The organism is Sulfitobacter sp. 1A13368, assembly GCF_043557275.1.
In the GTDB taxonomy this organism is placed as follows: Bacteria; Pseudomonadota; Alphaproteobacteria; order Rhodobacterales; family Rhodobacteraceae; genus Sulfitobacter; species Sulfitobacter faviae.
The window spans coordinates 36,262-61,250 of record NZ_JBIFFR010000004.1 but is presented as its reverse complement, the minus strand read 5'-3'; the positions used below and the strand labels follow the sequence as shown (position 1 = coordinate 61,250).

At 61.8% G+C, this 24,989-nt stretch carries 24 protein-coding genes, 1 pseudogene and 1 riboswitch; of the genes and pseudogenes, 14 read left to right on the top strand and 11 right to left on the bottom strand.

Translation table 11 applies throughout. The features are described from left to right. Positions 1-162: 162 nt before the first annotated feature. The gene (locus ACGYK4_RS09650; protein ID WP_394456199.1) at positions 163-1,032 is read right to left on the bottom strand and encodes a hypothetical protein; all 870 of its coding nucleotides are present in this window, start codon (positions 1,030-1,032) and stop codon (positions 163-165) included. Between the two features lie 122 nt (positions 1,033-1,154). Here ACGYK4_RS09650 and miaB point away from each other — a divergent pair, with 122 nt between their 5' ends. Next, positions 1,155-2,459, top strand: coding sequence for a tRNA (N6-isopentenyl adenosine(37)-C2)-methylthiotransferase MiaB (gene miaB / locus ACGYK4_RS09645; protein WP_394456197.1), 1,305 nt, complete (start codon positions 1,155-1,157; stop codon positions 2,457-2,459). 57 nt (positions 2,460-2,516) lie between these two features. Here miaB and ACGYK4_RS09640 read toward each other — a convergent pair whose 3' ends face one another. Further along, complete coding sequence (locus ACGYK4_RS09640; RefSeq protein ID WP_271691860.1) at positions 2,517-2,858, bottom strand: hypothetical protein; 342 nt, start codon at positions 2,856-2,858, stop codon at positions 2,517-2,519. Positions 2,859-3,318: 460 nt separating this feature from the next. On the opposite strand from ACGYK4_RS09640, the gene ACGYK4_RS09635 reads away from it, so the two are divergent. From ACGYK4_RS09635 to metK, 7 genes are all read left to right on the top strand, one after another. Beyond that, the gene (locus ACGYK4_RS09635) at positions 3,319-3,861 is read left to right on the top strand and encodes an OmpA family protein (RefSeq protein WP_394456537.1); all 543 of its coding nucleotides are present in this window, start codon (positions 3,319-3,321) and stop codon (positions 3,859-3,861) included. A gap of 13 nt (positions 3,862-3,874) precedes the next feature. Then, on the top strand, positions 3,875-4,198 hold the full coding sequence (locus tag ACGYK4_RS09630; RefSeq protein ID WP_197470808.1) for a hypothetical protein: 324 nt from the start codon (positions 3,875-3,877) through the stop codon (positions 4,196-4,198). A 147-nt stretch (positions 4,199-4,345) separates the two neighbouring features. Beyond that, the gene (locus ACGYK4_RS09625) at positions 4,346-5,335 is read left to right on the top strand and encodes a PhoH family protein (RefSeq protein ID WP_394456535.1); all 990 of its coding nucleotides are present in this window, start codon (positions 4,346-4,348) and stop codon (positions 5,333-5,335) included. Beyond that, positions 5,310-5,855, top strand: a complete 546-nt coding sequence (ybeY, locus tag ACGYK4_RS09620) for an rRNA maturation RNase YbeY (protein WP_394456195.1) — start codon at positions 5,310-5,312, stop codon at positions 5,853-5,855. The genes ACGYK4_RS09625 and ybeY overlap by 26 nt, the downstream gene beginning before the upstream one ends. A 27-nt stretch (positions 5,856-5,882) precedes the next feature. Further along, a complete protein-coding gene (locus ACGYK4_RS09615; RefSeq protein WP_394432251.1) occupies positions 5,883-6,785 on the top strand; it encodes a hemolysin family protein in 903 nt (300 codons plus the stop codon). Further along, a complete protein-coding gene (gene lnt / locus ACGYK4_RS09610; RefSeq protein WP_394456193.1) occupies positions 6,782-8,281 on the top strand; it encodes an apolipoprotein N-acyltransferase in 1,500 nt (499 codons plus the stop codon). Before ACGYK4_RS09615 ends, lnt begins: the two co-directional genes overlap by 4 nt. A 31-nt stretch (positions 8,282-8,312) precedes the next feature. Continuing rightward, positions 8,313-8,361, top strand: a riboswitch (SAM-SAH riboswitch). A 4-nt stretch (positions 8,362-8,365) separates the two neighbouring features. Beyond that, positions 8,366-9,547, top strand: a complete 1,182-nt coding sequence (metK, locus tag ACGYK4_RS09605) for a methionine adenosyltransferase (protein WP_271691856.1) — start codon at positions 8,366-8,368, stop codon at positions 9,545-9,547. A gap of 46 nt (positions 9,548-9,593) precedes the next feature. Here metK and ACGYK4_RS09600 read toward each other — a convergent pair whose 3' ends face one another. From ACGYK4_RS09600 to trmB, 4 genes are all read right to left on the bottom strand, one after another. Further along, positions 9,594-10,220, bottom strand: a complete 627-nt coding sequence (locus tag ACGYK4_RS09600) for a d(CMP) kinase (RefSeq protein WP_271689435.1) — start codon at positions 10,218-10,220, stop codon at positions 9,594-9,596. Beyond that, positions 10,217-10,720: a hypothetical protein gene (locus ACGYK4_RS09595; protein ID WP_394456191.1), complete on the bottom strand. Its 504-nt coding sequence runs from the start codon at positions 10,718-10,720 to the stop codon at positions 10,217-10,219. The genes ACGYK4_RS09600 and ACGYK4_RS09595 overlap by 4 nt, the downstream gene beginning before the upstream one ends. Beyond that, entirely contained in the window at positions 10,717-12,069 is a 1,353-nt protein-coding gene (gene aroA / locus ACGYK4_RS09590; RefSeq protein ID WP_394432261.1) for a 3-phosphoshikimate 1-carboxyvinyltransferase, read from the bottom strand. The genes ACGYK4_RS09595 and aroA overlap by 4 nt, the downstream gene beginning before the upstream one ends. Before the next feature lie 106 nt (positions 12,070-12,175). Then, positions 12,176-12,877 (bottom strand): tRNA (guanosine(46)-N7)-methyltransferase TrmB, encoded by a 702-nt coding sequence (gene trmB, locus ACGYK4_RS09585; RefSeq protein WP_394432263.1) that lies wholly within the window; start codon positions 12,875-12,877, stop codon positions 12,176-12,178. A 130-nt stretch (positions 12,878-13,007) separates the two neighbouring features. Here trmB and ACGYK4_RS09580 point away from each other — a divergent pair, with 130 nt between their 5' ends. From ACGYK4_RS09580 to ACGYK4_RS09560, 5 genes and pseudogenes are all read left to right on the top strand, one after another. After that, positions 13,008-13,760, top strand: a complete 753-nt coding sequence (locus ACGYK4_RS09580) for a response regulator (protein WP_394432265.1) — start codon at positions 13,008-13,010, stop codon at positions 13,758-13,760. A gap of 397 nt (positions 13,761-14,157) precedes the next feature. Next, positions 14,158-15,852 (top strand): annotated as a pseudogene (gene rpsA, locus ACGYK4_RS09575) (30S ribosomal protein S1); the annotation flags it as partial. A 284-nt stretch (positions 15,853-16,136) separates the two neighbouring features. Beyond that, entirely contained in the window at positions 16,137-16,421 is a 285-nt protein-coding gene (gene ihfB / locus ACGYK4_RS09570; protein WP_067261426.1) for an integration host factor subunit beta, read from the top strand. Continuing rightward, positions 16,421-16,771, top strand: a complete 351-nt coding sequence (locus tag ACGYK4_RS09565) for a lipopolysaccharide assembly protein LapA domain-containing protein (RefSeq protein WP_067261428.1) — start codon at positions 16,421-16,423, stop codon at positions 16,769-16,771. The genes ihfB and ACGYK4_RS09565 overlap by 1 nt, the downstream gene beginning before the upstream one ends. Before the next feature lie 9 nt (positions 16,772-16,780). Further along, a complete protein-coding gene (locus tag ACGYK4_RS09560) occupies positions 16,781-17,428 on the top strand; it encodes a phosphoribosylanthranilate isomerase (protein ID WP_394456189.1) in 648 nt (215 codons plus the stop codon). A 75-nt stretch (positions 17,429-17,503) separates the two neighbouring features. Here the strand turns inward: ACGYK4_RS09560 and ACGYK4_RS09555 are convergent, their stop codons facing one another. The 5 genes from ACGYK4_RS09555 to ACGYK4_RS09535 all read right to left on the bottom strand — a co-directional run bounded on the left by ACGYK4_RS09555 (position 17,504) and on the right by ACGYK4_RS09535 (position 23,056). After that, positions 17,504-19,000, bottom strand: a complete 1,497-nt coding sequence (locus tag ACGYK4_RS09555; RefSeq protein WP_271689441.1) for a phosphomannomutase/phosphoglucomutase — start codon at positions 18,998-19,000, stop codon at positions 17,504-17,506. Positions 19,001-19,027: 27 nt separating this feature from the next. Continuing rightward, positions 19,028-19,861, bottom strand: a complete 834-nt coding sequence (kdsA, locus tag ACGYK4_RS09550) for a 3-deoxy-8-phosphooctulonate synthase (protein ID WP_394456187.1) — start codon at positions 19,859-19,861, stop codon at positions 19,028-19,030. Next, complete coding sequence (locus ACGYK4_RS09545; protein ID WP_394456185.1) at positions 19,858-21,594, bottom strand: capsule biosynthesis protein; 1,737 nt, start codon at positions 21,592-21,594, stop codon at positions 19,858-19,860. Before ACGYK4_RS09545 ends, kdsA begins: the two co-directional genes overlap by 4 nt. Beyond that, a complete protein-coding gene (locus ACGYK4_RS09540) occupies positions 21,572-22,231 on the bottom strand; it encodes an ABC transporter ATP-binding protein (protein ID WP_067261436.1) in 660 nt (219 codons plus the stop codon). The genes ACGYK4_RS09545 and ACGYK4_RS09540 overlap by 23 nt, the downstream gene beginning before the upstream one ends. A gap of 231 nt (positions 22,232-22,462) precedes the next feature. Next, positions 22,463-23,056 carry an acyl-homoserine-lactone synthase gene (locus tag ACGYK4_RS09535; protein WP_394456533.1) on the bottom strand — a complete coding sequence of 198 codons (594 nt, stop codon included), beginning with the start codon at positions 23,054-23,056 and terminating at the stop codon, positions 22,463-22,465. Positions 23,057-23,551: 495 nt separating this feature from the next. Between ACGYK4_RS09535 and ACGYK4_RS09530 the strand changes: the two genes are divergently transcribed. Further along, entirely contained in the window at positions 23,552-24,955 is a 1,404-nt protein-coding gene (locus ACGYK4_RS09530) for a cell wall metabolism sensor histidine kinase WalK (RefSeq protein ID WP_271689444.1), read from the top strand. Positions 24,956-24,989: the final 34 nt, after the last annotated feature.

Here is a 24,989-nt window from a genome sequence, read left to right as displayed (position 1 = left end):
GGTGTCGCCCTCCCTGGGGGGCGATGAGCGGTCGCGTGGTATGGGGCGGTCATTCTGGACCCTGAGTGGCCCGTCCACCGAAACGTTGCAAGATCGCCCTCCGGGGGGAGGGAGGGCGATGCCCGTGGTTCCCACGGGCGGGACAGTTCAGAGGGGCCGCGCTCAAAACCACTGCCCCGGCTCCATCAAACCCAGATCCATCAACTGCCGGGAATGCCACTCGAACGGCTCGGAGTTGTGCCACTGGAATGTGACGATGTCATAGCGGCTGCCGGGATTGCGCTTCAGCGCCTTTGCCGTGCGGAACGAGCAGATCGCCGCCGTGACGTTGTGATGCCATTCGCAGGCGTAGGTGTTGTATTCCTCGTCGTTGAATGTGTGGTTGCCGCGCAGCTTCAGCCCCGGTTTGGCGCGAAACAGCGGAATACGGTCGATCTTGCGGCTTTGCGGCGGCACATGTTCCTCGAACCGCCAGCGCAGCCCGCCAAAGAAATCAAGCTGCCGTTCCTTGGGATGCCCCTGCCGGGCCGCATCCTTGCGCGCCAGCGCGTAATAGCCCGACCGGTCCAAATGCGCCTGCTCGAGTGAAACGGCATTGGGGTGTTGCTTGAGGTCCAGCGCATAGAGGTCCACCACATAGGCCAGCATGGAATCGCGCCGCTCTTCGCTGTGAAAGGCTAGCAATTCCTTGACGTTGCGTGTCTCGCTGAAGGGGTGGAGCAGGTATTCGGCGTTGTAGCAGTAATAAAGCCATTGCCCCGGCACCGCCGCGATCATGCGGTTCACGGCCCGCTCCAACGCGGCTTCGGCAGTGGTGTCATAGTCGACCCGCAGCACGCTTTCCTCTAGGTCGCGGGGCAGGTCGAAACCGGGGGGCATCAGCGCTACGACGCTGTCGAACCCTGCCTGCTGGTGGTGGCGCAGGGTGGTGTCGACCTCAACCTCATCCTCGACCAAGATCAGGGCGATCGGGCCTGTGTTCAGCGCCGTGCGGCCCTCTTTGATAAGCTGGTCGAGATCGCGATACCGCATAGGCCCCCGCTGGAATTTGCCGCCGGTAAAGTCGGCCAATTCCGGGTGCATTGCAAGACGCGGCCACCGCTGTTAGACGACGCCATCTGCCCGAAATCCGTCAAAACCCTTGGATGCCCGCCATGACCCAACCGAAAAAGCTGTTCATCAAGACCTATGGTTGCCAGATGAACGTCTATGACAGCGAACGCATGGCCGAGAGCCTGGGCGGGCAGGGCTATGTCACCACCGACCGCGCCGATGACGCGGATATGATCCTGCTCAACACCTGCCACATTCGCGAGAAGGCGGCGGAGAAGGTCTATTCCGAACTGGGCCGTCTGAAACCGCTGAAAGACGCGCGGCCCGATCTGAAGATCGGCGTGGCGGGCTGCGTGGCCCAAGCCGAGGGCGAAGAGATCATGCGCCGCCAGCCCGCCGTCGATCTGGTGGTTGGCCCGCAAAGCTACCACCGTCTGCCGGAGATGGAGGCGAAGGTGCAGGGCGGGCAAAGCGCGCTCGACACCGATTTCCCGGCGGAAGACAAATTCGACCACCTCAAGGGCCGCCCCAAGGCGAAACGCGCCCCCGCGGCTTTCCTGACCGTGCAAGAGGGCTGCGACAAGTTCTGCGCCTTCTGTGTGGTGCCCTATACGCGCGGCGCCGAAGTCTCTCGCCCCGCCGAGAGGGTGCTGGAAGAGGCCCGCGATCTGGTTGAGCGCGGCGTGCGTGAAGTCACGCTGCTAGGCCAGAACGTCAACGCCTACCACGGTGGCATGACGCTGGCGGGGTTGATCCGTGCGCTGGCCAAGATCGACGGGTTGGAGCGTATTCGCTACACCACCAGCCACCCCAACGACATGGGCGACGATCTGATCGCGGCACATGGGGAAGTGCCGGAACTGATGCCTTACCTGCACCTGCCGGTGCAGTCGGGCAGTGACCATATCCTGAAACGGATGAACCGCAGCCACACCGCCGAAAGCTACCTCAAGCTGCTGGAGCGCATCCGCGAAGCGCGGCCCGATATCGTGCTGTCAGGTGACTTCATCGTGGGCTTCCCGGAAGAGACCGAAGCGGATTTCGAGGCCACGATGGAGCTCGTCCGGCAGGTGCGCTACGGCTATGCCTATTCGTTCAAATACTCCACCCGCCCCGGCACGCCCGCCGCCGAACGCCCGCTGGTCGATCCAGCCGTGGCCGATGACCGTTTGCAGCGTCTGCAAGGGCTGATCACCCAGCACCAGCAGGAAATCCAGCAGTCGATGGTGGGGCGCGCAGTCTCGGTTCTGGTTGAGAAGAAGGGCCGTCTACCCGGTCAGATGCTGGGCGAGTCGGAGTATCTGCATGCGGTGCATATCGAGGATAGCACGGCGCAGATCGGTGATATCCAGCGTGTGCGGGTGACCGAGGCCAAGACGAACTCTCTGGCCGCCGTTCTGGTCTGATCCGCAGCCCTAAGGGGGGTCTGCAACGGGTGCGCGTCGCCGCGCACCCTTGGCTTGTCAGTAGTTGTGTTTGCGGTGCGACGCGGCATCCGCAAAGATCCGCTTCATCGTCGCTTTCAGCCCCTCGGGGTTGCCGACGAGTGTGTGATCCCGGCAGACCCGTTCTGCCACGGCATGGGCGGTGGCAAAGTCATAGCCCACGGCCACGAGGCTATCCACGAAGACCGAGTTTGGCCGGTCCCAGATCACGTCGTTCCACGGGCCGCGGTAGCAGCTGACGTGGATCACATTGCCCGTGGGGTGGGCCACACCTTGGTTGTGATAGGCGTATTTCACGCCCCCCGCGAAAGCGGGCAGGGCAAGCAGGCCGGTGACGGCGGTGGCGAGTAGCGTTTTCATCATAAGTTGGTCCCCCAGTTTTCATTGCAGCAATCAAGATCGGCAAAGCCGCGCGAAGTCCCACCCTCGCGATCCGATGGAAAGAGGTTTAGGTCTAAAGGTGCGATTTTCAAGAAAATTCAATGGCAGGGGCTGCTGTTTGCGAACAATCCCAAGGGCTTGCGCGGGATTGTCGCCAAGCCGTCCTCAATGGCCTGTTTTCGGCGGATCGGGGCAGGGTGAAATGGCCGCGCTCCGAAGCCGTTTTGCCGCTACCCCGCGGTGGATTCGTTGTAAGCCGCCAAGGTTCGGCCACAAAATGTTGATTTCACAGCTTCACAGCGAGACCGTTTTTACCTAACCTGACCCTATACTCAAAAGGCGCGGGTCCGGGGAGGGGTCGCATTTGCCAAAGATAAGAACCAGAAATTAGAATAGGACAAACGCTGTGGGACCCACTATTTCCAAAGCACTGCGCGCCATGGCCAGCCTGACGATGGCAGGGGCGCTGACCGTGGCCAGCACCTCGGTCGATGCGCAGACACCCTCGCAACAGGGCCGCGACAAGGGCGTTTACACGCCGACCATCTGGGTGGACCCGGATGGCTGTGAACATTGGGTTATGGATGACGGGGCCGAGGGCTATATGACCCCCCATGTCACCCGGCAGGGCATTCCGGTGTGCCGCCGCGGCGATGTCTGCGGCGTGATGGAGGCGGATCAGTTCTTTGCCACCGACAAATACAGCATCTCGCTGCAAGGCCGGGCGCGGCTGGCGAACTTCTTCCAATCGACCGGGGCGGTATCCTACATCATCACCGGCCATACCGACAGCCGCGCATCGGACGCCTATAACATGCGCCTGTCCTACAATCGGGCCAATGCCGTGGCGCGCATCGCCAATCAAGTGGGTGCCAAGATCGCCGATGTGCGGGGCTATGGCGAACGGATGCCCGCCGTGCCGAACAATTCCGCTGCGAACATGGCCAAGAACCGCCGTGTCGAAATCATCTGCATTCGCTGAAGGGACCGTAAAAGTGATTAAGACAAAACTTCTCATGGTCACAGCCTGTGCCGTCGGCCTTTCGGCCTGTACCGATTACGAAGGCGGTCTGGGCCGGGGCTACCCTTCGGACAAGACCTTTGACCGGGGCATCGACAAAAAGCACCTGAGCAACCTTCAGGCGGGCATCTGGGTCGATCCGAACGGTTGCGACCATTGGATCATCGACGACGGGGTCGAGGGCTATCTTTCGGCACGGCTCGATAAATTCGGGAAGCCGGTCTGCTCGGGCGTGGCACCGCCGACACATACCGCGGGCCACTTCAAGGGTGGCTCCAACATCAAAGACCCGAACTGACCTTGGCGGGCCATATCACAGACCCCGGGCCGGAGCGCGTTGCGCTTCGGCCCTTTTTGTCGCGACGGGTTGGTAAATCGATCCGGTCTGACTATTTCAACATTTAGTGCTTCACAAAGGATACGCGCATTGCCTTCAACTGATCTGATGACACCGGAAACCGCGGCCGAACGGGTGGTGGAATTTCCCGACAACCGCCTTTTGATCGACCTCTGCGGCGCCTATGACGCGCATCTGGCGGCCATCGAAAAATCGCTTGAGGTGCAGATCATAAGGCGTGGCAACCACTTGCAAATTCTGGGCGAAGGCGAGGCCGTGGAGAAGGCCGAGAGCCTGCTCAATGCGCTTTATGTCCGGCTGGAAGGTGGCCGCGCGGTTGAGCCTGCGGATGTGGACGGTCTGCTGCGCATGGGCAACTCCGGCGCGGGCACCGGCGTGCGTCAGGGCGACCAGTTGGAGATGCCGATCTCGGACGCGATCGAGATCCAGACCCGCAAAAAACGGGTGGAGCCGCGCACCGATGCGCAGAAAGCCTATGTGCAATCGCTCTTCGATAACGAACTGGCCTTCGGCATCGGCCCTGCGGGCACCGGCAAGACCTATCTGGCTGTCGCCGTGGGCGTGTCGATGTTCATTGGCGGCCATGTGGACCGGATCATCCTCAGCCGCCCGGCGGTCGAAGCGGGCGAGAAGCTGGGCTATCTGCCGGGCGACATGAAGGACAAGGTCGACCCCTATATGCAGCCGCTCTACGACGCGCTGAACGACTTTTTGCCGAGCAAGCAACTGGCCAAACTGCTAGAGGAAAAGCGCATTGAGATCGCGCCGCTGGCCTTCATGCGGGGCCGCACGCTGTCGAACGCTTTCGTGGTGCTGGACGAGGCGCAAAACGCCACTTCGATGCAGATGAAGATGTTCCTGACCCGGCTGGGGCAGAACTCGCGCATGGTGATCACCGGCGACCGCACCCAGATCGACCTGCCGCGCGGGGTGCAGTCGGGGCTTCAGGATGCGGAGCGCTTGCTCAAGCAAATCCCCAGCATCAGCTTTAACTACTTCTCGTCCAAAGACGTGGTACGCCATCCGCTGGTCGCCGCGATTATCGAAGCTTATGAGGCCGATAGCGGTGCCGCTTGACGTGATGCTGGAAGATTTCGACATCGTGATCGAAGACGACCGCTGGGCGGCGGTCGACCTTGAAGCGCGCGCTCATGCCGCGGCGCGGGCTACCTTGGGCCATCTCGGCCTTGATGCCGAAGCCGCTGAGATGACCCTGCTGGCCTGCAACGACAGCCGCATCGCCGCGCTGAACGAAGACTTTCGCGGCAAAGCGCGGGCGACGAATGTGCTAAGCTGGCCTGCGGAGGAACGCGGGGCGGTCACCCCGGGCGGCGATCCGCTGCCTGTCGCCCCCGGCATTGACGGGATGCTCGAACTGGGCGACATCGCCTTGGCTTTCGAGACCTGCGCCGCCGAAGCCGAGGCGGCGGAGAAGCCATTAGATGCCCATGTGACCCATTTAATCGTGCACGGGCTGTTGCATCTTCTGGGCTATGACCATGAAAATGACCCCGACGCGACGTTGATGGAGGGGTTGGAGCGCGAAATACTTGGCAAAATGGGTTATGATGACCCATATAAGGAAAATGGGCCTTGAGGGGCTTTGTAACACAGACGGGACCCAATGGGCGATACAGACGGATCATCTGACGCGGCGCAGAGCGCGCTGACAGATGAAGACAGACATGAGCAGCCGGATGATGGCGCGATGCGCACCGGTAATTTCTTTTCTCGGGTGTTCGAGGCGCTAAGCCCATCGGACAGTGAGGACGACACGCCAGAGACCTCGGCAGAGGCTGAGCGGCCCACGGGCCATGGCATGATGAACCTGCGCCGGATGCGGGTCGATGACGTGGCGATCCCAAAGGCGGATATCACCGCCGTGCCGGTCAGCGCCACGCTGGATGAGCTGGTCTCGGTCTTCAAGGAAAGCGGCATGACCCGCCTGCCGGTCTACGATGGCACGCTCGATACGCCCGTGGGCATGGTCCACCTCAAAGACCTTGCGCTAAACCACGGTTTCAATGGCAAAAACATCAAGTTTGATCTGCGCACCCTGCTGCGACCCTTGGTCTATGTGCCGCCGTCGATGACCATCGGCGTGCTGCTGACCAAGATGCAGGCCGAGCGGCGGCATATGGCGCTGGTGATCGACGAATATGGCGGTGTCGACGGGCTGGTGACCATCGAAGACCTGATCGAACAGGTCATAGGTGAGATCGAAGACGAACATGACGTCGACGAGGGCACCTATTGGACGGTCGAAAAGCCCGGCACCTATCTCGCGCTCGCCAAGACCCCGCTGGGGGATTTCGAGGCTGAGATTGGTCATTCCCTGACCGACCATGAGACCGTCGACGAAGAGGAGATCGACACGCTCGGCGGCTTGGTCTTTATGCTGTCGGGCCGCGTGCCTGCGCGGGGCGAGGTGGTCTTGCACCCCGACGGGCCGGAGTTCGAGGTGATCGACGCCGATCCGCGCCGCATCAAACGGTTGCGGGTCCGCACCCAAGGGGCCGGGGGATGAGGCAACGGCTGGCGATGCGGGGCCGGTTGCTGCTGGCCCCCCTCGCCGGGGCCATCGCAGCCTTCGGGCAAGCGCCTTATGAACTGCCTATTTTGCTCTTTGCCGGGCTGGTAGCCGCGTTCTGGCTGTTTCGCGCGCAGGCGGGCGGGCCGGCGCGGGTGGCGCTGCTGGGTTGGGGCTTTGGCTTTGGCTATTTCCTACATGCGCTGCAATGGATCGTCTCGCCCTTCATGGTCGATGTGGCGCGGCACGGCTGGATGGCACCTTTTGCGCTGATCCTGCTGGCCGCTGGCATGGCGCTGTTCTGGGGGCTGGCCTTCGGCCTCGCCCGTTGGATCGCGCCGAAGCGTGGGCTGGCGCTGGCGCTGACTTGGGCGGCGGTGGAACTGCTGCGCGCCTATATCTTCACCGGCTTCCCATGGGCCATGCCCGCTCAAGGACTGGTCGGCGTGATGGCGGGGCAGGGCCTTGCTTGGGTCGGCCCCTATACGCTGAACCTCTGGCTATTCGCCATTGCCGCGATCTTGCTGCTGCGCGGCCCTTTGAGCCTGCGGTTGGGGCAGGGGGCGCTGGCCTTGTCGACGGTGCTGCTGTTGCTGTTGCCCCCGCAAGCGCCGCCCGCGGTGCTGACCGAGAACGTGGTCCGTTTGGTGCAGCCCAATGCCGCGCAACGCGATAAGTGGAACCCCGATACCTTTGAATTCTATTTCTCCCGCCAGCTCGACTACACCGCCGCCGAGCCGCAGGACGAAAGCACGGCCCCCGATCTGGTGATCTGGCCCGAAACCGCGATCCCATGGTCGTTGGACATGGCGGGGAGCGCCTTGGATGAGATCGGCGCGGCCTCGGACGTGCCGGTGGTGCTGGGCGTGCAGCGCCGGTCGAACATGCGCTATTACAACTCGCTTGTTGTGTTGAACGAAGGCGGCGCGGTCGATCAGCTTTATGACAAACATCACCTCGTGCCCTTTGGCGAATATATGCCATTGGGTGATCTGATGGGGCGTTTCGGTATCCACGGCCTCGCCGCGCAGGAGGGGAACGGCTTTTCCAGCGGGCCGGGCGCGCAGGTTTTGGATCTGGGGCCGCTCGGTGCCGCATTGCCGTTGATTTGCTACGAGGCCGTCTTTGCCCATGACGTGAACGCCGCCCCGGCGCGGCCCGCCTTTCTGATGCAGGTCACCAATGACGCATGGTTCGGCAAGGCCGCAGGCCCGCGCCAGCACCTTGCCCAAGCGCGGATGCGGGCGATTGAGCAGGGGCTGTCCATGGCCCGGGCGGCCAATACCGGCATCTCGGCGATGATCGACCCGCAGGGGCGGGTGATCGCTTCGCTGCCGCTCAATTCCGCAGGCTTCATCGACGCGCCGCTGCCGGCGCCACTGGCGCCCACGCTCTATAGCCGCAGCGGTGATTTGCCTTTGATCCTGCTTCTGACCCTCTGCCTTGGCGGGCTTGCCGTGGCCCGCCGTCGCAGCCCGGGGAATGCCGATTGACCATCCACCAGCGGTTGTCTAAGCCGTTGGGAGAGCACCACAACGGCTTCCTGACGTGGTGCGTAATTTTTATTGGAGCACTACATGTCCCGTCAGAACTATACTTTCACTTCGGAATCCGTTTCCGAGGGGCACCCGGATAAGGTCTGCGACCGGATTTCTGATGCCATCCTCGACGCTTTCATCAGCGAGGAACCCGAAGCGCGGGTCGCCGCCGAAACCTTTGCCACCACCAACCGCGTCGTGATCGGGGGCGAGGTCGGGCTGGCGAACAAGACCAAGCTCGATGAATATCTGGCGGGTGTCGAGGATATTGCCCGCGCCTGCATCAAAGACATCGGTTACGAGCAGGATGAGTTCCACCACGCGACATGTGAGATCACCAATCTGCTGCACCCGCAGTCGGCGCATATCGCCCAAGGCGTCGATGCCGCCGATGGCAAGGAAGAGGGCGCAGGCGATCAGGGTATCATGTTCGGTTTCGCCACCGATGAGACGCCCGAGTTGATGCCCGCGCCGATCCATTACGCCCATGCGATCCTGCGCCGTCTGGCCGAGGTGCGCAAAGACGGGACCGAGCCGACCCTGCGGCCCGATGCGAAAAGCCAACTTTCGGTGCGTTACGAGAACGGCAAACCGGTGGGCGTAAGCTCCATCGTGCTGTCGACCCAGCATGAGAGCGAAAGCCAGACCAGCGCCGATATCCGCGAGATCGTGGAGCCCTATATCCGAGAGGTGCTGCCCGAAGGGTGGATCGATGCCGACACCGTTTGGCATGTGAACCCCACCGGCGTTTTCGTGATCGGCGGGCCGGATGGCGACGCGGGTCTCACGGGCCGCAAGATCATCGTCGACACCTATGGCGGGGCGGCACCGCATGGCGGCGGCGCGTTTTCGGGCAAAGACCCAACCAAGGTCGACCGTTCGGCGGCCTATGTGGCGCGCTATCTGGCCAAGAACGTCGTAGCGGCAGGGCTGGCGAACAAATGCACCATCCAACTGAGCTATGCAATTGGCGTGAGCGAGCCGCTGTCGATCTATTGCGACACCCATGGCACCGGTGACGTGCATGACGCCGCGATCGAAAAAGCGATCCGCCAGATCATTGACCTGACCCCGCGCGGCATTCGCGAGCATTTGCAATTGAACAAGCCGATCTACCAGCGCACGGCGGCCTATGGCCACTTTGGCCGCGCGCCCGACGCGGATGGCGGTTTCAGCTGGGAACGCCGCGATCTGGTCGATCAGTTGAAAGCGGCTGTGTAAGTATTCAGGGGGTGGGCGACAGCGCCCACCCTTTTCGCGGCGGGGGTCAGCCCCGTTTCGCCTCGACCAAGGCCACGGCGGCGGCCACCGCATCTTCGATCGCCATTTCCGTCGTGTCGATCTGCTTGGCATCCTCGGCGGGTTTCAGCGGCGCTTGGTCCCGGCTCATGTCGCGCAGGTCGCGCTGGCGCACGTCTTCCAACACATCTTCATAACTGGTCTCGATCCCCTTGCCCGATAGCTCAGCGAAACGGCGCTGCGCGCGCACTTCGGGACTGGCGGTGATGAAGAGTTTGACCGGCGCGTCGGGGCAGATCACCGTGCCGATGTCCCGCCCGTCGAGCACCGCACCGCCCGCGCGGGTGGCAAAGCTGCGCTGGAACCGCACAAGGGCGGCACGCACCGCGGGGATCACCGCCACTTTGCTGGCCTCTTGGGCAACCTCGGGGCTGCGCAGAGTAGGGTCTTCCAGATCGACGGGGGCGAGGGTCTGGGCCGCTTCTTCCGGGTCCATCCCGGTGAGGGTCTTGGCCGCGACCGCGCGGTACAAAAGCCCGGTGTCGAGATGCGCAAAGCCGAAATGCGCCGCCACGGCCTTGGCCACGGTGCCTTTGCCCGCCGCGGCGGGCCCGTCGATGGCAACGGTGATGCCGTTGGTTTTGTTATCCGTCATTGCAAATTCCTCTTGTTCCGGGCCCGCAGGCCAAGCAGCAGGGCCGCCGTGAAACAGCCCGCTAGTATGAACCATTTCGCCATCGTGAATAGGCTCGCCGTTGCGACCGCTTGTGCGGTGATCCGGTCCGGGCCCAATTCGACCAACCGCGCGATCAGCATGTTTTCGGTGTAATCCGCCCCCAGATACAGCGCTACGGCCAGCGTCAGCCCCAGCCGCAGCCCGCCCGATGACCAGCGACGGAACCACAGCAGCAGGGCCAGCGCCAAGAGGGCGGGGAAGGCGGTGTCGGCCAGCCGGAACTGGCCCAGATACAGCGCCGTCTGCTCGGGGCTAAGTGCTGACAGATAGGCGCGCATCTCGGGCAGATCATAGCCCAGAAGCCGCCCATCCAAGACGCCCATGCCCGCCGCGCGCAGATGCGTTTCGGCAAAGCCCGCAAGGGCTGCAAAGGCCAGTGCAGCGCAAAGGCTGAGCCAGATCAGCCGGTCGCCTGTCACGCAGGCAACCGTTCGACCTGCGCACCCAAGGAGGCCATCAGCGGCTCGAAAATCGGGAAGGAGGTGGCGATGGGTCCTCCGTCATCGACTTGCACCGGCTGTTGTGCGACCATGCCAAGGATCAGGAACGACATGGCGATACGGTGGTCGAGATGGCTTTGGCAGGTCGCACCGCCGCGGATATTTCCGTGGCCCAGCCCTTTGACGGTCCACCAATCCGGCCCGTCTTCGACCGCGACCCTATTGGCGCGCAGCCCGCTGGCCATGGCCTCGATCCGGTCGCTTTCCTTGACGCGGAGTTCCTTGACGCCGCGCATCACGGTCTCGCCCGTCGCACAGGCTGCCACGACCGAGAGCACGGGGTATTCGTCGATCATGCTCGCCGCGCGTTCGGCGGGGACTTCGATGCCCTTGAGGTTGGGCGAGAATTTCGCGCGTAGATCGGCCACAGGCTCGCCGCCTTCGGTGCGTTCGTTTTCATAGGTCAGGTCCGCGCCCATCTCGCGCAGGGTGGTGAACAGCCCCGCCCGCGTGGGGTTCAACCCGATGCCGGGCACCAGCACGTCCGATCCGGGGACGATCAGCGCCGCGCAGACAGGAAAGGCGGCGGAGGAGGGGTCGCGCGGCACGTCGATATGCTGCGGCTTCAACTCGGGCTGGCCGGTCAGGGTGATGACGCGGCCCTCATCGGTATCCTCAACTGTGATCTCGGCACCGAAGCCCGCCAGCATCCGTTCGGTATGGTCGCGGGTGGCCTCGGCCTCGATCACCACGGTTTTGCCGGGGGCATTCAGCCCGGCCAGCAGCACTGCGGATTTGACCTGCGCCGAAGGCACGGGCACGGTGTAGCGCACTGGCACAGGCTCGGCCGCGCCGACCAGCGTCATCGGCAGGCGGCCCCCGGCGCGGCCCACGGATTGCGTGCCGAACAGCGCCAGCGGGTCGGTCACCCGCGCCATCGGGCGGCTGTTGAGGCTGGCATCGCCCGTGAAGGTGACCGAGATCGGAGAGGTCGCCATCGCCCCCATCAACAGCCGCACGCCGGTGCCGGAATTGCCGCAATCGATCACATTGTCAGGCTCGGCGAAACCACCGACGCCGACGCCGTGCACGGAATAGGAGCCGCCGCCGTGGTCGATCACCTCGGCCCCGAAAGCGCGCATGGCTTTGGCGGTGTCGAGCACGTCTTGCCCCTCCAAAAGCCCGGTGATCGTGGTCTCGCCCACGGCCATGGCGCCAAGGATCAGGCTACGGTGCGAGATCGACTTGTCGCCGGGCACTTCGGCGGTGCCGCTAAGCGGCCCGCAGGCGCGCGATGACATGGGAATGGGGCTGCCGTGACTGGACATGAGGTACCTCTGATCTGCTCAAGGTTCCTATTATCGCAGGCGGGCGGCAGCGTCCATCGCCGCGCGTGCGATGGATTGGAAACGGGGTGGTATCAGGCGCAAATACTTAGCGTTTGCGGAAGGTCAGGTAATGCGGGGTGCGCCCTTCGCGCAGCGCCTTTTGCTCATAGCGGGTCGAAATCCAGTCATCCCAAGGCGCGCGCCAGTCGTCAGGCCCTTCGGCCAGCCAATCAAACCCATGCTGCGGCACCTGTTCGAGCGTCTGGCGAACGTAATCCTCGATATCCGTCGCCACGCGGAAGATCGCGCCGGGTTTCAACACGCGGGCCAAGGGCTCCAGATGCTCGGGCGTAACAAAACGGCGGCGGTGGTGGCGGGTTTTCGGCCAAGGATCGGGATAGAGCAGGAATGCCCGGTCGATGGAGTCTTCGGGCAGCACGTCGAACATATCGCGCACGTCACCGGGGTGAATGGCAAGGTTGTCCACACCCGCGCGCCGGATTTTACCCAGCAACATGGCGACGCCGTTGATGTAAGGCTCGCAGCCGATGATGCCTACATCGGGGTTCTGCCCGGCCTGATGCACCAGATGCTCACCGCCGCCAAAGCCGATTTCCAGCCAGACCTTGCGCCCGCCAAACAGCGTATCGAGGTCGAGGGGCCTACGGTCGGGATTGCTCTCCCAATCGACGGCCCCCGGCGACAATGCGTCGAGGTCTTCGTCAATATAGGTCTTTTGCGACTTCTTCAGCGCTTTGCCTTTGAGGCGGCCATAGAAGTTGCGGCGGGGGCGTGTTGTATCACTCATGGCGGCTCATGTAGCGGCCCCGCCGCGCCACCGCAACATTCCTCTGCAAGGCTGGCGGCGAATAGGGGCGGGTTAACCATTTGTTAGGCTCCGTGGGCGTAAATGCCGAGGCAAAGCAGGGGGACGGCTGATGAGCGTGGCAAGGCGCGGAAGCGGTGCAGGCGATAGGGCGGATGGCGCGGCTGAGCCTTTGGCGGCGGCGCGTATCCTGATCGTCGATGACCAGCGTTTTGACCGGATGCGGATCAAACGGCTCTGCGGTGGCTTGGACTTTCCGGTCTCCCTGACAGAGGCGGAGAGCCTCGCCGCCCTTGCTCAGCAGTTGGATGAGGGGGCGTTCGACCTGATCTTGCTGGACTACAACCTGCCCGATGGGGATGGCCTGCGCGGCTTGCAGATGATCCGCGCCCACCCGCGTAACGGTGGTGTGGCCACGGTGATGGTCACAGGGACGGAGCAGAGCGACGTCGCAATCGAAGCGCTGCGCGGCGGCTGTAGTGACTATATCGCCAAGGATGAATTGTCGCAAAGCACGCTCAGGCGTTCCGCCTTTCACGCGCTTCACAAGACCGCGCTGCAACTGGGCGTGGCCACGCAAGAGCAAAAACGGTCTGAGCTGCAAAGCGTTCTACGGCGGTTCACCGAGGAATGCGCGCAGGATATCAAGCCGATGGTGAATGAGAGCATGCGCGCGCTATGCGCCTTGGACCGGTCGAACCCCGCCGCCGTGGCGGAGGCGTTGGGAAAGGTCGATTACACTTTCTTGCGTCTGTGGGAGTTCGTTGAGGATCTTGCTAGCTATCAAGGCAGTGACCTTGCCGAAGGCGATCTTGCCGATCCGCCGAAACCCGCGCCGGGGCTGGGCGCGGGTTGGGGCGGGTGAGCGGCAGGCTTACCGCGGCAGGGGTCGTGCAAATCGCTAGGAAAAGGTTGCAGCGCCGCGATGGCCCTGATCCGTTGTGGTGCCCACTATCCCCGGGCGCGCTACGGAACCCTCGCCCGGCAGAACCCCGCATATCCCCCGGCCAGCACGCCATAGCCCTTGCAGGAGCGTCAAAATTCGCCTATACGCGCCTTGTCTAAGGGGCGGTTACAGCTTCGGACGCGATATAGCGGGCAGGGTCGGTACTAACCGGCCCTCTTTTGTTTGCGTTCGGCTGCGGGTCAACCGCTGTGCTTTTATGTCGGAGCTTCTCTGACAAGATCGGCACGGTGCCACCACAACGACCAATTGCAACTCCAGACCGGCGGAGACAACCGCGCGGCCAGAAACATTTGATAAGGATACGAAAAGCTACATGACCAAAGCAATGGACGAATTCGAAGCGCTTCTTAACGAGAGCTTTGAAATGGACACGCCCCAAGAGGGCACAGTCGTCAAAGGCAAGGTGATCGCTGTCGAAGCGGGCCAAGCCATCATCGACGTCGGCTACAAAATGGAAGGCCGCGTTGAGCTGAAAGAATTTGCTGATCCCGGCGAATCCCCCAAAATCGAAGTTGGCGACGAAGTCGAAGTTTTCCTTCGCCAAGTCGAAAACGCGCGTGGCGAAGCCGTCATCAGCCGCGAAATGGCCCGCCGTGAGGAAGCCTGGGATCGTCTGGAAAAAGCCTATGCCGCAGAAGAGCGTGTCGAAGGCGCGATCTTTGGCCGTGTCAAAGGTGGCTTCACCGTCGACCTCGGCGGCGCAGTTGCATTCCTGCCCGGCTCCCAAGTCGACGTGCGCCCCGTGCGCGACGCAGGCCCGCTCATGGGTCTCAAGCAGCCGTTCCAAATCCTCAAGATGGATCGCCGTCGTGGCAACATCGTGGTGTCGCGCCGTGCGATCCTCGAAGAGTCCCGCGCCGAACAGCGTGCCGAAGTCATTGGCAACCTGACCGAAGGTCAGACCGTCGATGGTGTGGTCAAGAACATCACCGAATACGGTGCGTTTGTTGACCTTGGCGGTGTCGACGGCCTGCTGCACGTCACCGACATGGCATGGCGCCGCGTGAACCACCCGTCCGAGATCCTGTCGATCGGCGAGACCATCAAGGTTCAGGTCATCAAGATCAACAAAGAGACCCACCGCATCAGCCTCGGCATGAAGCAGCTGCAGGAAGATCCGTGGGATCTGGTTGGCGCGAAATACCCGCTGGGTTCCGTGCACAGCGGCCGCGTGACCAACATCACCGACTACGGCGCATTCGTCGAGCTGGAGCCCGGTGTCGAAGGTCTGGTCCACGTCTCCGAGATGTCCTGGACCAAGAAGAACGTGCACCCCGGCAAGATCGTGTCCACAAGCCAAGAAGTCGAAGTCATGGTTCTGGAAATCGACAGCGCCAAGCGTCGCGTTTCCCTTGGTCTCAAGCAGACCATGCGCAACCCATGGGAAGTCTTCGCTGAGACCCACCCCGAGGGCACCGAAGTCGAAGGCGAAGTCAAGAACATCACCGAATTCGGTCTGTTCGTTGGCCTGCCCGGCGACATCGACGGTATGGTTCACCTCTCCGACCTCAGCTGGGACCAGCGCGGCGAAGAAGCGATCCAAGACTACCGCAAAGGTGACGTGGTTCAGGCCGTTGTCTCCGAAGTGGACGTTGAGAAAGAGCGCATCTCGCTCTCGATCAAGAACGTCGGCGGTGACAAGTTCGCCGAAGCCGTGGGCGGCGTGAAGCGCGGCTCGATCGTGACCGTGACCGTGACCTCCATCGAAGATGGCGGCATCGAAGTCGAATACGAAGGCATGAAGAGCTTCATCCGTCGTTCCGACCTCAGCCGTGACCGTGCCGAACAGCGCCCCGAGCGTTTCTCGGTCGGTGACAAGGTCGACGTGCGCATCACCAACGTTGACGCGAAAGCACACCGTCTGGGCGTCTCCATCAAAGCACGCGAGATCGCGGAAGAGAAAGAGGCGGTACAGCAGTACGGTTCCTCCGACTCCGGCGCGAGCTTGGGCGACATCCTTGGTGCGGCGCTGAAAGGCGACGACGAGTAAGCATATTCCACGTTGAATATGTAATCTTAGCGAAGGCCCCGCATGGCGACATGCGGGGCCTTTTGCTGTTCCGGGGGCAAGGTCGAATCGCGAAGCGGGTTTTGGCCCTTATGCCCAATCCCTACGCGCCATGGCCTTCAGCGGCGGCAGGCGGCGGAAAAGAGCCGAAATAACAGAGGTTTCGCTGCGAAAAATCTATCGCCGCCCCGGTGGAACACCTTCCCGTGTGGGGCGTTATTTCCTATAGTCGGGTAAGACATCAATAAATTCTCGGGGGACGTGCCATGATCCGGTCGGAACTGATCCAGAAGATCGCTGACGACAATCCGCATCTTTATCAACGTGATGTTGAGCGGATCGTAAACACGGTCTTTGATGAGATCACGGGCGCCATGGCGCGTGGGGACCGGGTCGAATTGCGCGGCTTCGGTGCTTTTTCCGTCAAGAAACGCGATGCCCGTGTGGGGCGCAACCCGCGCACTGGTGAGACGGTGAATGTCGAAGAAAAGCATGTACCCTTCTTCAAGACGGGCAAGCTCTTGCGTGACCGGCTGAACGGGAAAAGCTGATGCGTTACATTCGTTATGCCTGCATCGCGCTTTTCGCGATTGCGCTGGTTTCCGTTGCTCTGGCGAACCGGAACATCGTGACACTTCAAGTGCTTCCAACCGAGATTTCAGGTTGGTTTGCCGTGAACCCTTCTATCGAACTGCCGCTCTTTATCGTGATCCTTGGCGGGATTATCGTAGGGCTTTTGGTGGGCTTCGTTTGGGAGTGGATACGCGAACATGGCCACCGGGCCGAACTGGCGCGGCAAGCGCGTGAGCGTCGTCGGTTGGAGCGTGAGGTGATCCGCCTCAAGGAAGAGAAGCATCAGGGCAAGGATGAGGTGCTGGCGCTGCTCGACGAAGCAGGCTAAACCCCACCCATGCCTGAGAACGTTAACGTAAAAATCTGCGGTTTGACCGACCCTGCCGATGTGCCTGCCGCCCTTTTGGCGGGCGCACGGACGCTGGGGTTCGTCTTTTTCGAGAAATCCCCGCGCCATCTATCGCTTGAGGCGGCGGCGCATATGACCGAGGCAGTGCCTGATGGCATTTGCAAAGTCGCGCTGACCGTCAATGCCGATGATGCGGCGCTAGATGCGCTGCTGGCCGCGGTGCCCTTTTTGGACATGCTACAGCTGCACGGCAGCGAAAGCCCGGCGCGGGTGGCCGAGGTTAAGGCGCGCTATGGGCTGCCGGTGATGAAGGCCGTCGGCGTGGCGGATCGCGATGATCTGGCGCTGCTGAACGACTATGTCACCGTCGCGGATCAGCTTTTGGTCGATGCCAAACCGCCTAAGGACGCGGTGCTGCCGGGGGGCAACGGGCTGGCCTTTGACTGGCGGCTGATCGCCGGGCGGCGCTGGCCCAAGCCTTGGATGCTCGCCGGCGGGCTGAACGCCGAGAATGTGGCGGAGGCGATTGCTCTCACCGGGGCGCGACAGGTCGATGTCTCTTCGGGTGTCGAGAGCGCGCCGGGGGTGAAGGATGCCGCGCGCATTCGCGCCTTCTGTGAAGCGGCGCTGAAGTAAGACCTTCTGGTTCAAAGAAAAAAGGCCCGGTGGCGATGCCCCGGGCCTTTGTCGTTCTGGTGCCGTAAATGGCGATCAGATCGATTGATCGTAATCGCCCACGCCCGGCTCTGTGCGGATCACCGCATCGATATCGGCGAAGATCGCGCGCATTTCGGCGTCAGATTCGGGGCTTTCGCAGACCACGACGAGGTTCGGCGTGTTAGAGGAAGCCCGCACGAGGCCCCAGCCGCCGTTGTCGAGCATGACGCGTGCGCCGTTGACTGTAATGACCTCGGCAATCGCGCGGCCGCCGATCTTGTCCCCGGCGTCGGCCTTGGCTGTGAGCTTCTCCACGATCCGGTCGAGGATGTCGTATTTCTCGGTGTCCGAGGCATAGGGCGACATGGTGGGCGTCGAATAGGTCTGGGGCAGGGCGCGGCGCAGGTCCGACATGGATTTGTCGGGGTTGCGGTCCATCAGCTTGCAGATTTCCACCGCCACGCGCATGCCACAGTCATAGCCCCGGCCAATTGGCTCGGCCAAGAAGTAGTGGCCGGACTTTTCGAAGCCCGCCAGCGCGCCCAGTTCTTTGACACGGCGTTTCATGTGGCTGTGGCCGGTTTTCCAATAGTCCGCCTTGGCTCCGTGTTTCTGCAACTCAGGATCCGAGGCAAAGAGGCCGGTGGATTTCACATCTGCGACGAAGGTGCTGTTTGGGTGCAGTTTGGCCAGATCGCGGGCCATGATGACGCCCATCTTATCGGCGAAAATCTCTTCGCCCTCGTCATCCACCACGCCGCAGCGGTCCCCGTCACCGTCGAAACCAAGCGCCAGATCGGCACCAGAGGCGCGGACGCTGTCGGCCATGTCGTGCAGCATCTCCATGGCTTCGGGGTTTGGGTTGTAATGGGGGAAGGTGTAGTCGAGCGTGTTGTGGCTATCGACGACCTCGACCCCCAAGCGGCGGAACAATTCGGGCGCGAAGGCCGATGCGGTGCCATTGCCGGTGGCGCAGACGACCTTCAGTTTGCGGGTCATTTTGAAGTCGCCGACGAGGTCATCCAGATAGGCTTCGCGCACGCCGTCGACGAACTCATATGCCCCGCCCGGACGCCGTTCACCACGGCCATTCAGGACGATGTCGCGCAGCTCGGCCATCTCGTCCGGGCCGTGGGTGAGGGGGCGCTGAAAACCCATTTTGACGCCGGTCCAGCCGTTCGGGTTGTGGCTCGCCGTGACCATGGCAACGGCAGGGGCATCGAGGTGGAACTGGGCGAAATAGGCCATTGGGGAAAGCGCCGGGCCGATATCCTTAACCGTGATCCCGGCCTGCATCAGCCCCAGCATCAGCGCATTTTTGATTGAGAGCGAATAGTCGCGATAGTCATTGCCCACGGCGATGACAGGCTCAATCCCACGCGCATGCATCTGCGTGCCAAGCCCAAGGCCGAGGGCGGTGATGCCGGGCAGGTTGATGTCGTCGGGGTATTTCCAACGCGCGTCATATTCGCGGAAACCTGTCGGGGTGATCATCGCATCGCGCAGGAATTCCCAAGTGTTCGGGGTCACGGTGGAGGCCGGTTTACTCACGTCAAATACTCGCTTTTTAAGATAAATTTAGAAAGTCAGCGGATGGCTTTTGGCCAGCGCGTCGAATTGCATCAGCAGGTTGATCAGCCCCGGCATCTGGTCGAGGTAGATCATATTGGGCCCATCACTGGGCGCGCGGTCGGGGTCTTCGTGGGTTTCCATGAAGATCGCCGCAACGCCGATGGCGGCAGCTGCCCGGGCCATGACGGGGGCAAACTCACGCTGGCCGCCCGAAGAGCCGCCCTTGCCGCCGGGTTGTGCCACGGAATGTGTCGCGTCCATCACCACTGGGTAGCCGGTCTGGGCCATCTGCGGCAGGCTGCGCATGTCGGCGACCAGCGTGTTGTAGCCAAAGGTGGTGCCGCGTTCGGTCAGCAGGATGTTGCGGTTCCCGGTGCTTTCGATCTTGTCGACGATGTTCTGCATCTCCCAAGGGGCGAGGAACTGCCCCTTCTTCACGTTCACTGCCTTTCCGGTCTCCCCGGCGGCGAGCAGCAGGTCGGTTTGGCGGCAGAGGAAGGCAGGGATTTGCAGCACGTCGACCACGTCACCGACCTGTGCGCATTGCGCCTCATTATGCACATCCGTCAGCACCGGCACGTCATTGACACGGGCCACGGATTGCAGGACTTGCAGCCCCTTTTCGATGCCCAAACCGCGTTTGCCCGAGAGGGAGGTGCGGTTGGCCTTGTCATAGCTGCCCTTGAAGATGAACTGCGCGCCTGCGGCGTCACAGGCCTCTTTCAGAATGCCCGCAACCATCTGCGCGTGGTCTTCGCTCTCCAACTGGCAGGGGCCAGCGATCACGGTGAGGGGACGATCATTGCCGACGGTCAGATTGCCAATGCGCAGCTGGGTCATGAAGTTACCTGTTCTCTTAGAATGGACGCTGTCAGAGACAACATCAGGTAGATGCCTGCAAAGATAAGGAAAGCCAATATCGTGTTTTCGAACTTGCGGGGGTAGGTCGCCTCGTCCGGGGCCACGGGGTTGACCGCCACGGTGAGGTAGCGGACCTGCCGCCCGGCCTCGGTTCGGGCCTGTTCCATTGCGGTTTGCGCGCTTTGCAGCACCATGTCGGCAGAGGCCAGATCGGCCTGCGCAAGCTGGGCTGCGACCGCCTGTTGCGCCAGCGAGTTTTCGCCTTCGTTGGCGGCGGTCATCCGCTCGCGCAGTTTGGTGAGCTGTTCGCGCAGCCGTCGCACATCCCCGCGCGCGCCATCGACCTTGGCTTGGTTCGGGCGCTGGTTGTCGAGCAGGGCGGCGAGTTCGAGTTCCTTTTCGATCAAAAGGGTCTCGTAATTTGTGATCTGCGTGCGGATCGACGCGATCATCGCCTCGGGGTCGACGTTGTTGTCGACCTGCAATTTGATCAGCGCCTCCTGCGCCGCGCGGCGGTTTTCCAGCGCGGTTTCATAACCCTCCAGCGCGTCGCGCATCCCGTCTTCGCGCTTTTGCTTGCTCAGGTCATTCACCCGCTCTTCGGCATAGGTGAGCAGACGTTTCGAGAATTCTTCCGAGACCTCGGGATCGGCGGCAATCACCTCCATCCGGATCACGCCTTCGGTCGGGTCATATCCGATTTTGACGTTCTTCTTGTAGGTTTTGTAGGCTTCTTCGTTGCTGGGGTTTTCCGAAAGCCGTTGGATGGCGTCGATCTGCGGGTCGGCGAAATGCGCGCGGAACCCTGCGTCTTCGTCAAGGCGCAGCATCGCGTCTTTCGATTGCAGATAGGCCTGCGTGGCGATGCTGTCGGCGCTATTGGCGAATTGCGTGGGCAGCAGCCCGCCAAAGGGGCTGGAGCCGCCGCCACCTTCGTTCTGAATGATCAGAAACTGGCTTTCGGTGGCATACATGGGTGTGGCGATTCTGTAGAAATAATAGCCGGCGGCAATGGTCGGCAGCATGACGAAAAAGGCCAGCCGGACCAGCAGCATGGCCGCTTTGCGGCGACGGCGGCGGGTGATGTCACGCTGAATGTCCGAGATCTCGCGCTGGCGACGCTCGGCGGGGCTGACATCGGTTGAGGGCAGGCCGCGCGGGCCGCGGGGCGTGGTCTGGGGCAGTTGCACCTTCGGGTCGCCGGGCTGGTCCCGGGTGGCGGGCAGGCCGCTGTCCGCCGGATCGCCCGACTGCGGCACCACGAGTTCCAGCATGTTGGACCGCTGAAACGGGTCGATCCCCTTGGCCCGCAAAAGACGCACCGCGTCGAAATCCGAGGTCGGCGCCAGCCCGTGTTTCTGCGCCACCCGCCGCGCCATGCGCAATTGGCGGCCTGTCAGCCCCTCGCGGCGGATCGCGTCAATGTCCTGCTCGGCCGAGACTTCATTGGCGGAAGACACCTCGCCCGAGCGGGCGCTTTCGGAATGGGGCGCTTTGCCGCTGCGGGCGGCATGTTCCAAGGCTTCCTTGCTGTGCGAGGGTTCCACCTCGGTCGCATCGGCGACGGCGCGCAGCTTGGCCTTGCGCGCGGCCTTTTCGGCGTCGGTCTGGCCCGCCTGCGCCTTCTCGGCGCTGCTCGGCGCGGCGCTGCTGCCCGAGGGGGGCGGCGCCTTGCGGATGCGGAATTTTCTAGCCTTGGGTTTCGTAGTCATAGAGCTGTTTCGCTTCTTCCAAGGTGTCGAACATATGTAGCTTGCCGTCCAAAAGGACAGCGGCGGAGCGGGCAAATTTCTCAAGCGTATGGGCCTGATGCGAGACGATGATGATCGTCGTGGTCCGCAGCCGTTCTTTCAGAATATCACCCGCTTTGCGGTTGAATTCCACGTCTGTCGTGCCGGGCATGCCTTCGTCAATCAGATAGATATCAAAATCCAGCGCCAACATCAGCGCGAAAGAGAAACGCGCCCGCATCCCGGCGGAATAGGTGCCGAGCGGCTGATCGAAATACTCCCCCAGACCGCAAAGCCAGCGACAGAAGCTTTCCACGTAATCAGGGTCAAGCCCATAGAGCCGCGCGATATAGCGGGCGTTCTCCATGGCTGAGACTTTATTGACCACCCCGCCCATAAAACCCAAAGGAAACGAGATGTTACAGCCGCGCCTGATCTCTCCTTCGTCGGGTTTTTCCAGCCCGGCCATCATGTTGATAAGGGTTGTTTTGCCGGTGCCGTTGGGGGCCAGAATGCCCAAGGAGTTGCCAAGCTCCACGCGAAAAGACACCCGGTCAAGAATGACCTTGTGCTGCGATCCCGTCCAAAAGGACTTGGACACATTTTCAAATTCCAGCATTCGCTGCTCCGGTTGGTGCTAAGCGGGGCGTCGCGGCGCCTCTGGTATCAGAGGTATCTTAACCGTTTATTCACGGAATTTGACCACAATATGTCGAAACGCGGGCGTTCGCTGGGGCAGGGCGCCGTGCGGGGCTGTTTGGTAACGGTAAAACCTGCTGCCCGCAGGACGGGTATCCTGCGGGGGAGGGCGCATAAGAGGAGGGCATATCGGCCCGCGCCCGTGCGGGGGTCAGTGTAGCGTATGAGTGCTCTCGGTCGGGGCCATCTCGCCGATGTAGCTGACGTTCATCAAGGCCGCCTGCGTGCGGTCACCGTCGATGTTTTGCACCGGGCCCACGGGCACGGCGCTCATCAGGCCAAGCCGTGTCATCCAGCGGCTGAAGGTGGCGGGCACGATGCCCAGAACATGGCTTGCGCCCATGGCATAGGCGGCACCGGCCATCTGGTTCATCAGCATACGTTGCACGGCGATGCGGCGTTGGGCGGGGACTGCGCTCGTCAGGAACAGGCGGGTGGCTTCCCAGATGTCGTCACGCACGGGGGCTTTGAAGAACAGCACGTCCTGCGGAATATCCGGCAGCATTCCCAGTTGCGCATCGCGCAGCATGTAGCTGTATTGCGCGCAGGTCGAGGTGGTGGGCATCAGGCGCACGCCGCCCATGACCTCCCCATATTCATGCAAAACGATCCAACGCGCGCGGGGCGTGTCGTATTGGTCAAACTCCATCCCATCAACCTGAGGGAGATTCCATTGCTTATCGTCGATAAAGATTCGGCGCCGCGCCCGGAGGAAATTAACGAATAATTCCCCGTGCTGATGCATGTTCAAAAATGACAAAGTTGTGGCACGCATATAGGGGTTGGCCCGGGCAAGGGCCTCGGGGCTATAGGGGTCGACCTCTGTCGATTTGCTGTTAAGCAGTTTTCGTGGGAAGCGGTTGTTCTTTACTTCCAGCGCCTTAGCGTCCTGTGGCGTCAGTTCGGGAAGAACATCCTGCCAAGATTTTCCACTGAAGCTCCGTCCTTGCAGACTCATGTTGGACCTCGAAAATTCGCTGTAAAAATACCTCTTATCAAGAGGCTAACCTCTAGTTGCATGAAATGGCCATACTTATGTCCCATTTCCGGGTGTAGAAGGGAAGATGATCGCGTCTAACATGTGCTTCGATGCCGAAATGCAACATGTTAAGAGCGTTTGTCGGCAGAATGCCGGCATTCGAGCAGCCGACCGAAGAAAACGAGAGCGATGTCGCAGGAAAAAGTAACATACGGCCCGATTCATACGCCGCATCTGGCAGACGCGACAAAGGTGCAGCAGATGCGGGACTACTCCCAAGTCGGCGTTAACCTGTTTTGGCAGCGGCAGATGATCTTTGCGGCGGCCATTTGCCTGTCTGCGTTCTACTATGATCTGTGGCTGTCGATCTCGACGGTCATCCTGATCGCGATTTCCGAGACTTTCGACTATCTGCTTTTCCTGCGCATCACCCGCTGGCGGGGGCGCAGCCCGCGTTTGGCGCGTTTGTTCATGAACCGGATCTATATCGGCACGGTGCTGAGCGCCGGGGTGATCAGCTATTTCGCCCTTGGGATCGCGCTTCAGCAGGGGGCGACGACGCATTTTCTGCCGCTCTTCTTCCTTTTCGCCGCGGCGCTCTTCGCCTCGATGAACAACCACCATATCCTGCCGGTGCTGATGCTGCGGCTTGCGATCTATGGCGCGACATTCCTCTTCATCCCGATCTGGGACATCGTGCGCACGGGGGCGAGCATCGAATCCGAGCTTTGGACCCAGTTGTTCACCGTGGTCTTCGTGCTCTACTTCATCGTCGATTGCTCTCGCATCTTCCTAAAGATGTACCGCACCAATCTACGCCAGCTCGAAGAGCTGAAGGTCGAGCATGAGAAAACCAAGATCGCGTTCAAGGTGAAGACCGAATTCGTCTCGACCATCAGCCATGAGCTGCGCACGCCGATGACCTCGATCAAAGGGTCGCTCGATATGGCCTGCGCCGGGGTTTTGGGCGAAATGACCCCGCAGATGGAGAAAGTTCTAAAGATTGCGCAGCGCAATTCGGCGCGGCTGACGTCGATCATTAACGAGATTCTCGACCTGCAAAAGTTCGAGGCGGGCAAGATCAGCTTTGATATCGAACCGCTTGAGGTGCAGACCATCATCGAAGACGCGATTGAGTTGAACCAATCCTTTGCAGGCAACCTTGGCGTGACGCTGCGCTATGCCAAACCGTCGGAGCCTGCGGGGATCGCCACGGACGAGAAACGCCTGCAACAGGTGATGTCCAACCTTCTGTCAAACGCGGCCAAATTCTCGCCCGCCGGGTCGACGGTCAAGGTCACCTCGGTCAACCTTGGCGACAAGGTGCGGATCAGCGTGATCGACGAGGGGATCGGCCTTGCCGAATCCGAGCGCGAAAAGGTCTTTGACGAATTTTCGCAGATCGATTCCTCGGACCAGCGGGCCGTTGGCGGCACTGGATTGGGGATGAACATCTCCAAACGGATCATCGAAGCCTTGGGCGGGCAGATCGACTATTTCAAGAACGACGGCCCCGGCACGACCTTCTATATCGATATGCCCTTGGGCAATGGTACGGGGAAGGAATTGCCCCATGGGATGGCCGTCAAGGACATGGTGAATGGCGAGGGGCCGATTGGGGATGAACCCTCCGAAAAGCCAGACGGAGAGCGCGCGGCGGCGTAAGTCGCGAGCGCCTCGCTGCCCGGCCTCTCGGCGC

Coding starts and splice junctions, on each gene's coding strand:
- ACGYK4_RS09530 (WP_271689444.1), top strand. CDS start 23,552: ATGCGGGACTACTCCCAAGTCGGCGTTAACCTGTTTTGGCAGCGGCAG.
- trmB (WP_394432263.1), bottom strand. CDS start 12,877: ATGAGTGATACAACACGCCCCCGCCGCAACTTCTATGGCCGCCTCAAA.
- ACGYK4_RS09580 (WP_394432265.1), top strand. CDS start 13,008: ATGAGCGTGGCAAGGCGCGGAAGCGGTGCAGGCGATAGGGCGGATGGC.
- ACGYK4_RS09640 (WP_271691860.1), bottom strand. CDS start 2,858: ATGAAAACGCTACTCGCCACCGCCGTCACCGGCCTGCTTGCCCTGCCC.
- ACGYK4_RS09535 (WP_394456533.1), bottom strand. CDS start 23,056: ATGCATCAGCACGGGGAATTATTCGTTAATTTCCTCCGGGCGCGGCGC.
- ACGYK4_RS09650 (WP_394456199.1), bottom strand. CDS start 1,032: ATGCGGTATCGCGATCTCGACCAGCTTATCAAAGAGGGCCGCACGGCG.
- ACGYK4_RS09540 (WP_067261436.1), bottom strand. CDS start 22,231: ATGCTGGAATTTGAAAATGTGTCCAAGTCCTTTTGGACGGGATCGCAG.
- kdsA (WP_394456187.1), bottom strand. CDS start 19,861: ATGACCCAGCTGCGCATTGGCAATCTGACCGTCGGCAATGATCGTCCC.
- ACGYK4_RS09560 (WP_394456189.1), top strand. CDS start 16,781: ATGCCTGAGAACGTTAACGTAAAAATCTGCGGTTTGACCGACCCTGCC.
- metK (WP_271691856.1), top strand. CDS start 8,366: ATGTCCCGTCAGAACTATACTTTCACTTCGGAATCCGTTTCCGAGGGG.
- ACGYK4_RS09625 (WP_394456535.1), top strand. CDS start 4,346: ATGACACCGGAAACCGCGGCCGAACGGGTGGTGGAATTTCCCGACAAC.
- ACGYK4_RS09565 (WP_067261428.1), top strand. CDS start 16,421: ATGCGTTACATTCGTTATGCCTGCATCGCGCTTTTCGCGATTGCGCTG.
- ACGYK4_RS09635 (WP_394456537.1), top strand. CDS start 3,319: ATGGCCAGCCTGACGATGGCAGGGGCGCTGACCGTGGCCAGCACCTCG.
- ACGYK4_RS09545 (WP_394456185.1), bottom strand. CDS start 21,594: ATGACTACGAAACCCAAGGCTAGAAAATTCCGCATCCGCAAGGCGCCG.
- miaB (WP_394456197.1), top strand. CDS start 1,155: ATGACCCAACCGAAAAAGCTGTTCATCAAGACCTATGGTTGCCAGATG.
- ihfB (WP_067261426.1), top strand. CDS start 16,137: ATGATCCGGTCGGAACTGATCCAGAAGATCGCTGACGACAATCCGCAT.
- aroA (WP_394432261.1), bottom strand. CDS start 12,069: ATGTCCAGTCACGGCAGCCCCATTCCCATGTCATCGCGCGCCTGCGGG.
- ACGYK4_RS09615 (WP_394432251.1), top strand. CDS start 5,883: ATGGGCGATACAGACGGATCATCTGACGCGGCGCAGAGCGCGCTGACA.
- ybeY (WP_394456195.1), top strand. CDS start 5,310: ATGAGGCCGATAGCGGTGCCGCTTGACGTGATGCTGGAAGATTTCGAC.
- ACGYK4_RS09600 (WP_271689435.1), bottom strand. CDS start 10,220: ATGACGGATAACAAAACCAACGGCATCACCGTTGCCATCGACGGGCCC.
- lnt (WP_394456193.1), top strand. CDS start 6,782: ATGAGGCAACGGCTGGCGATGCGGGGCCGGTTGCTGCTGGCCCCCCTC.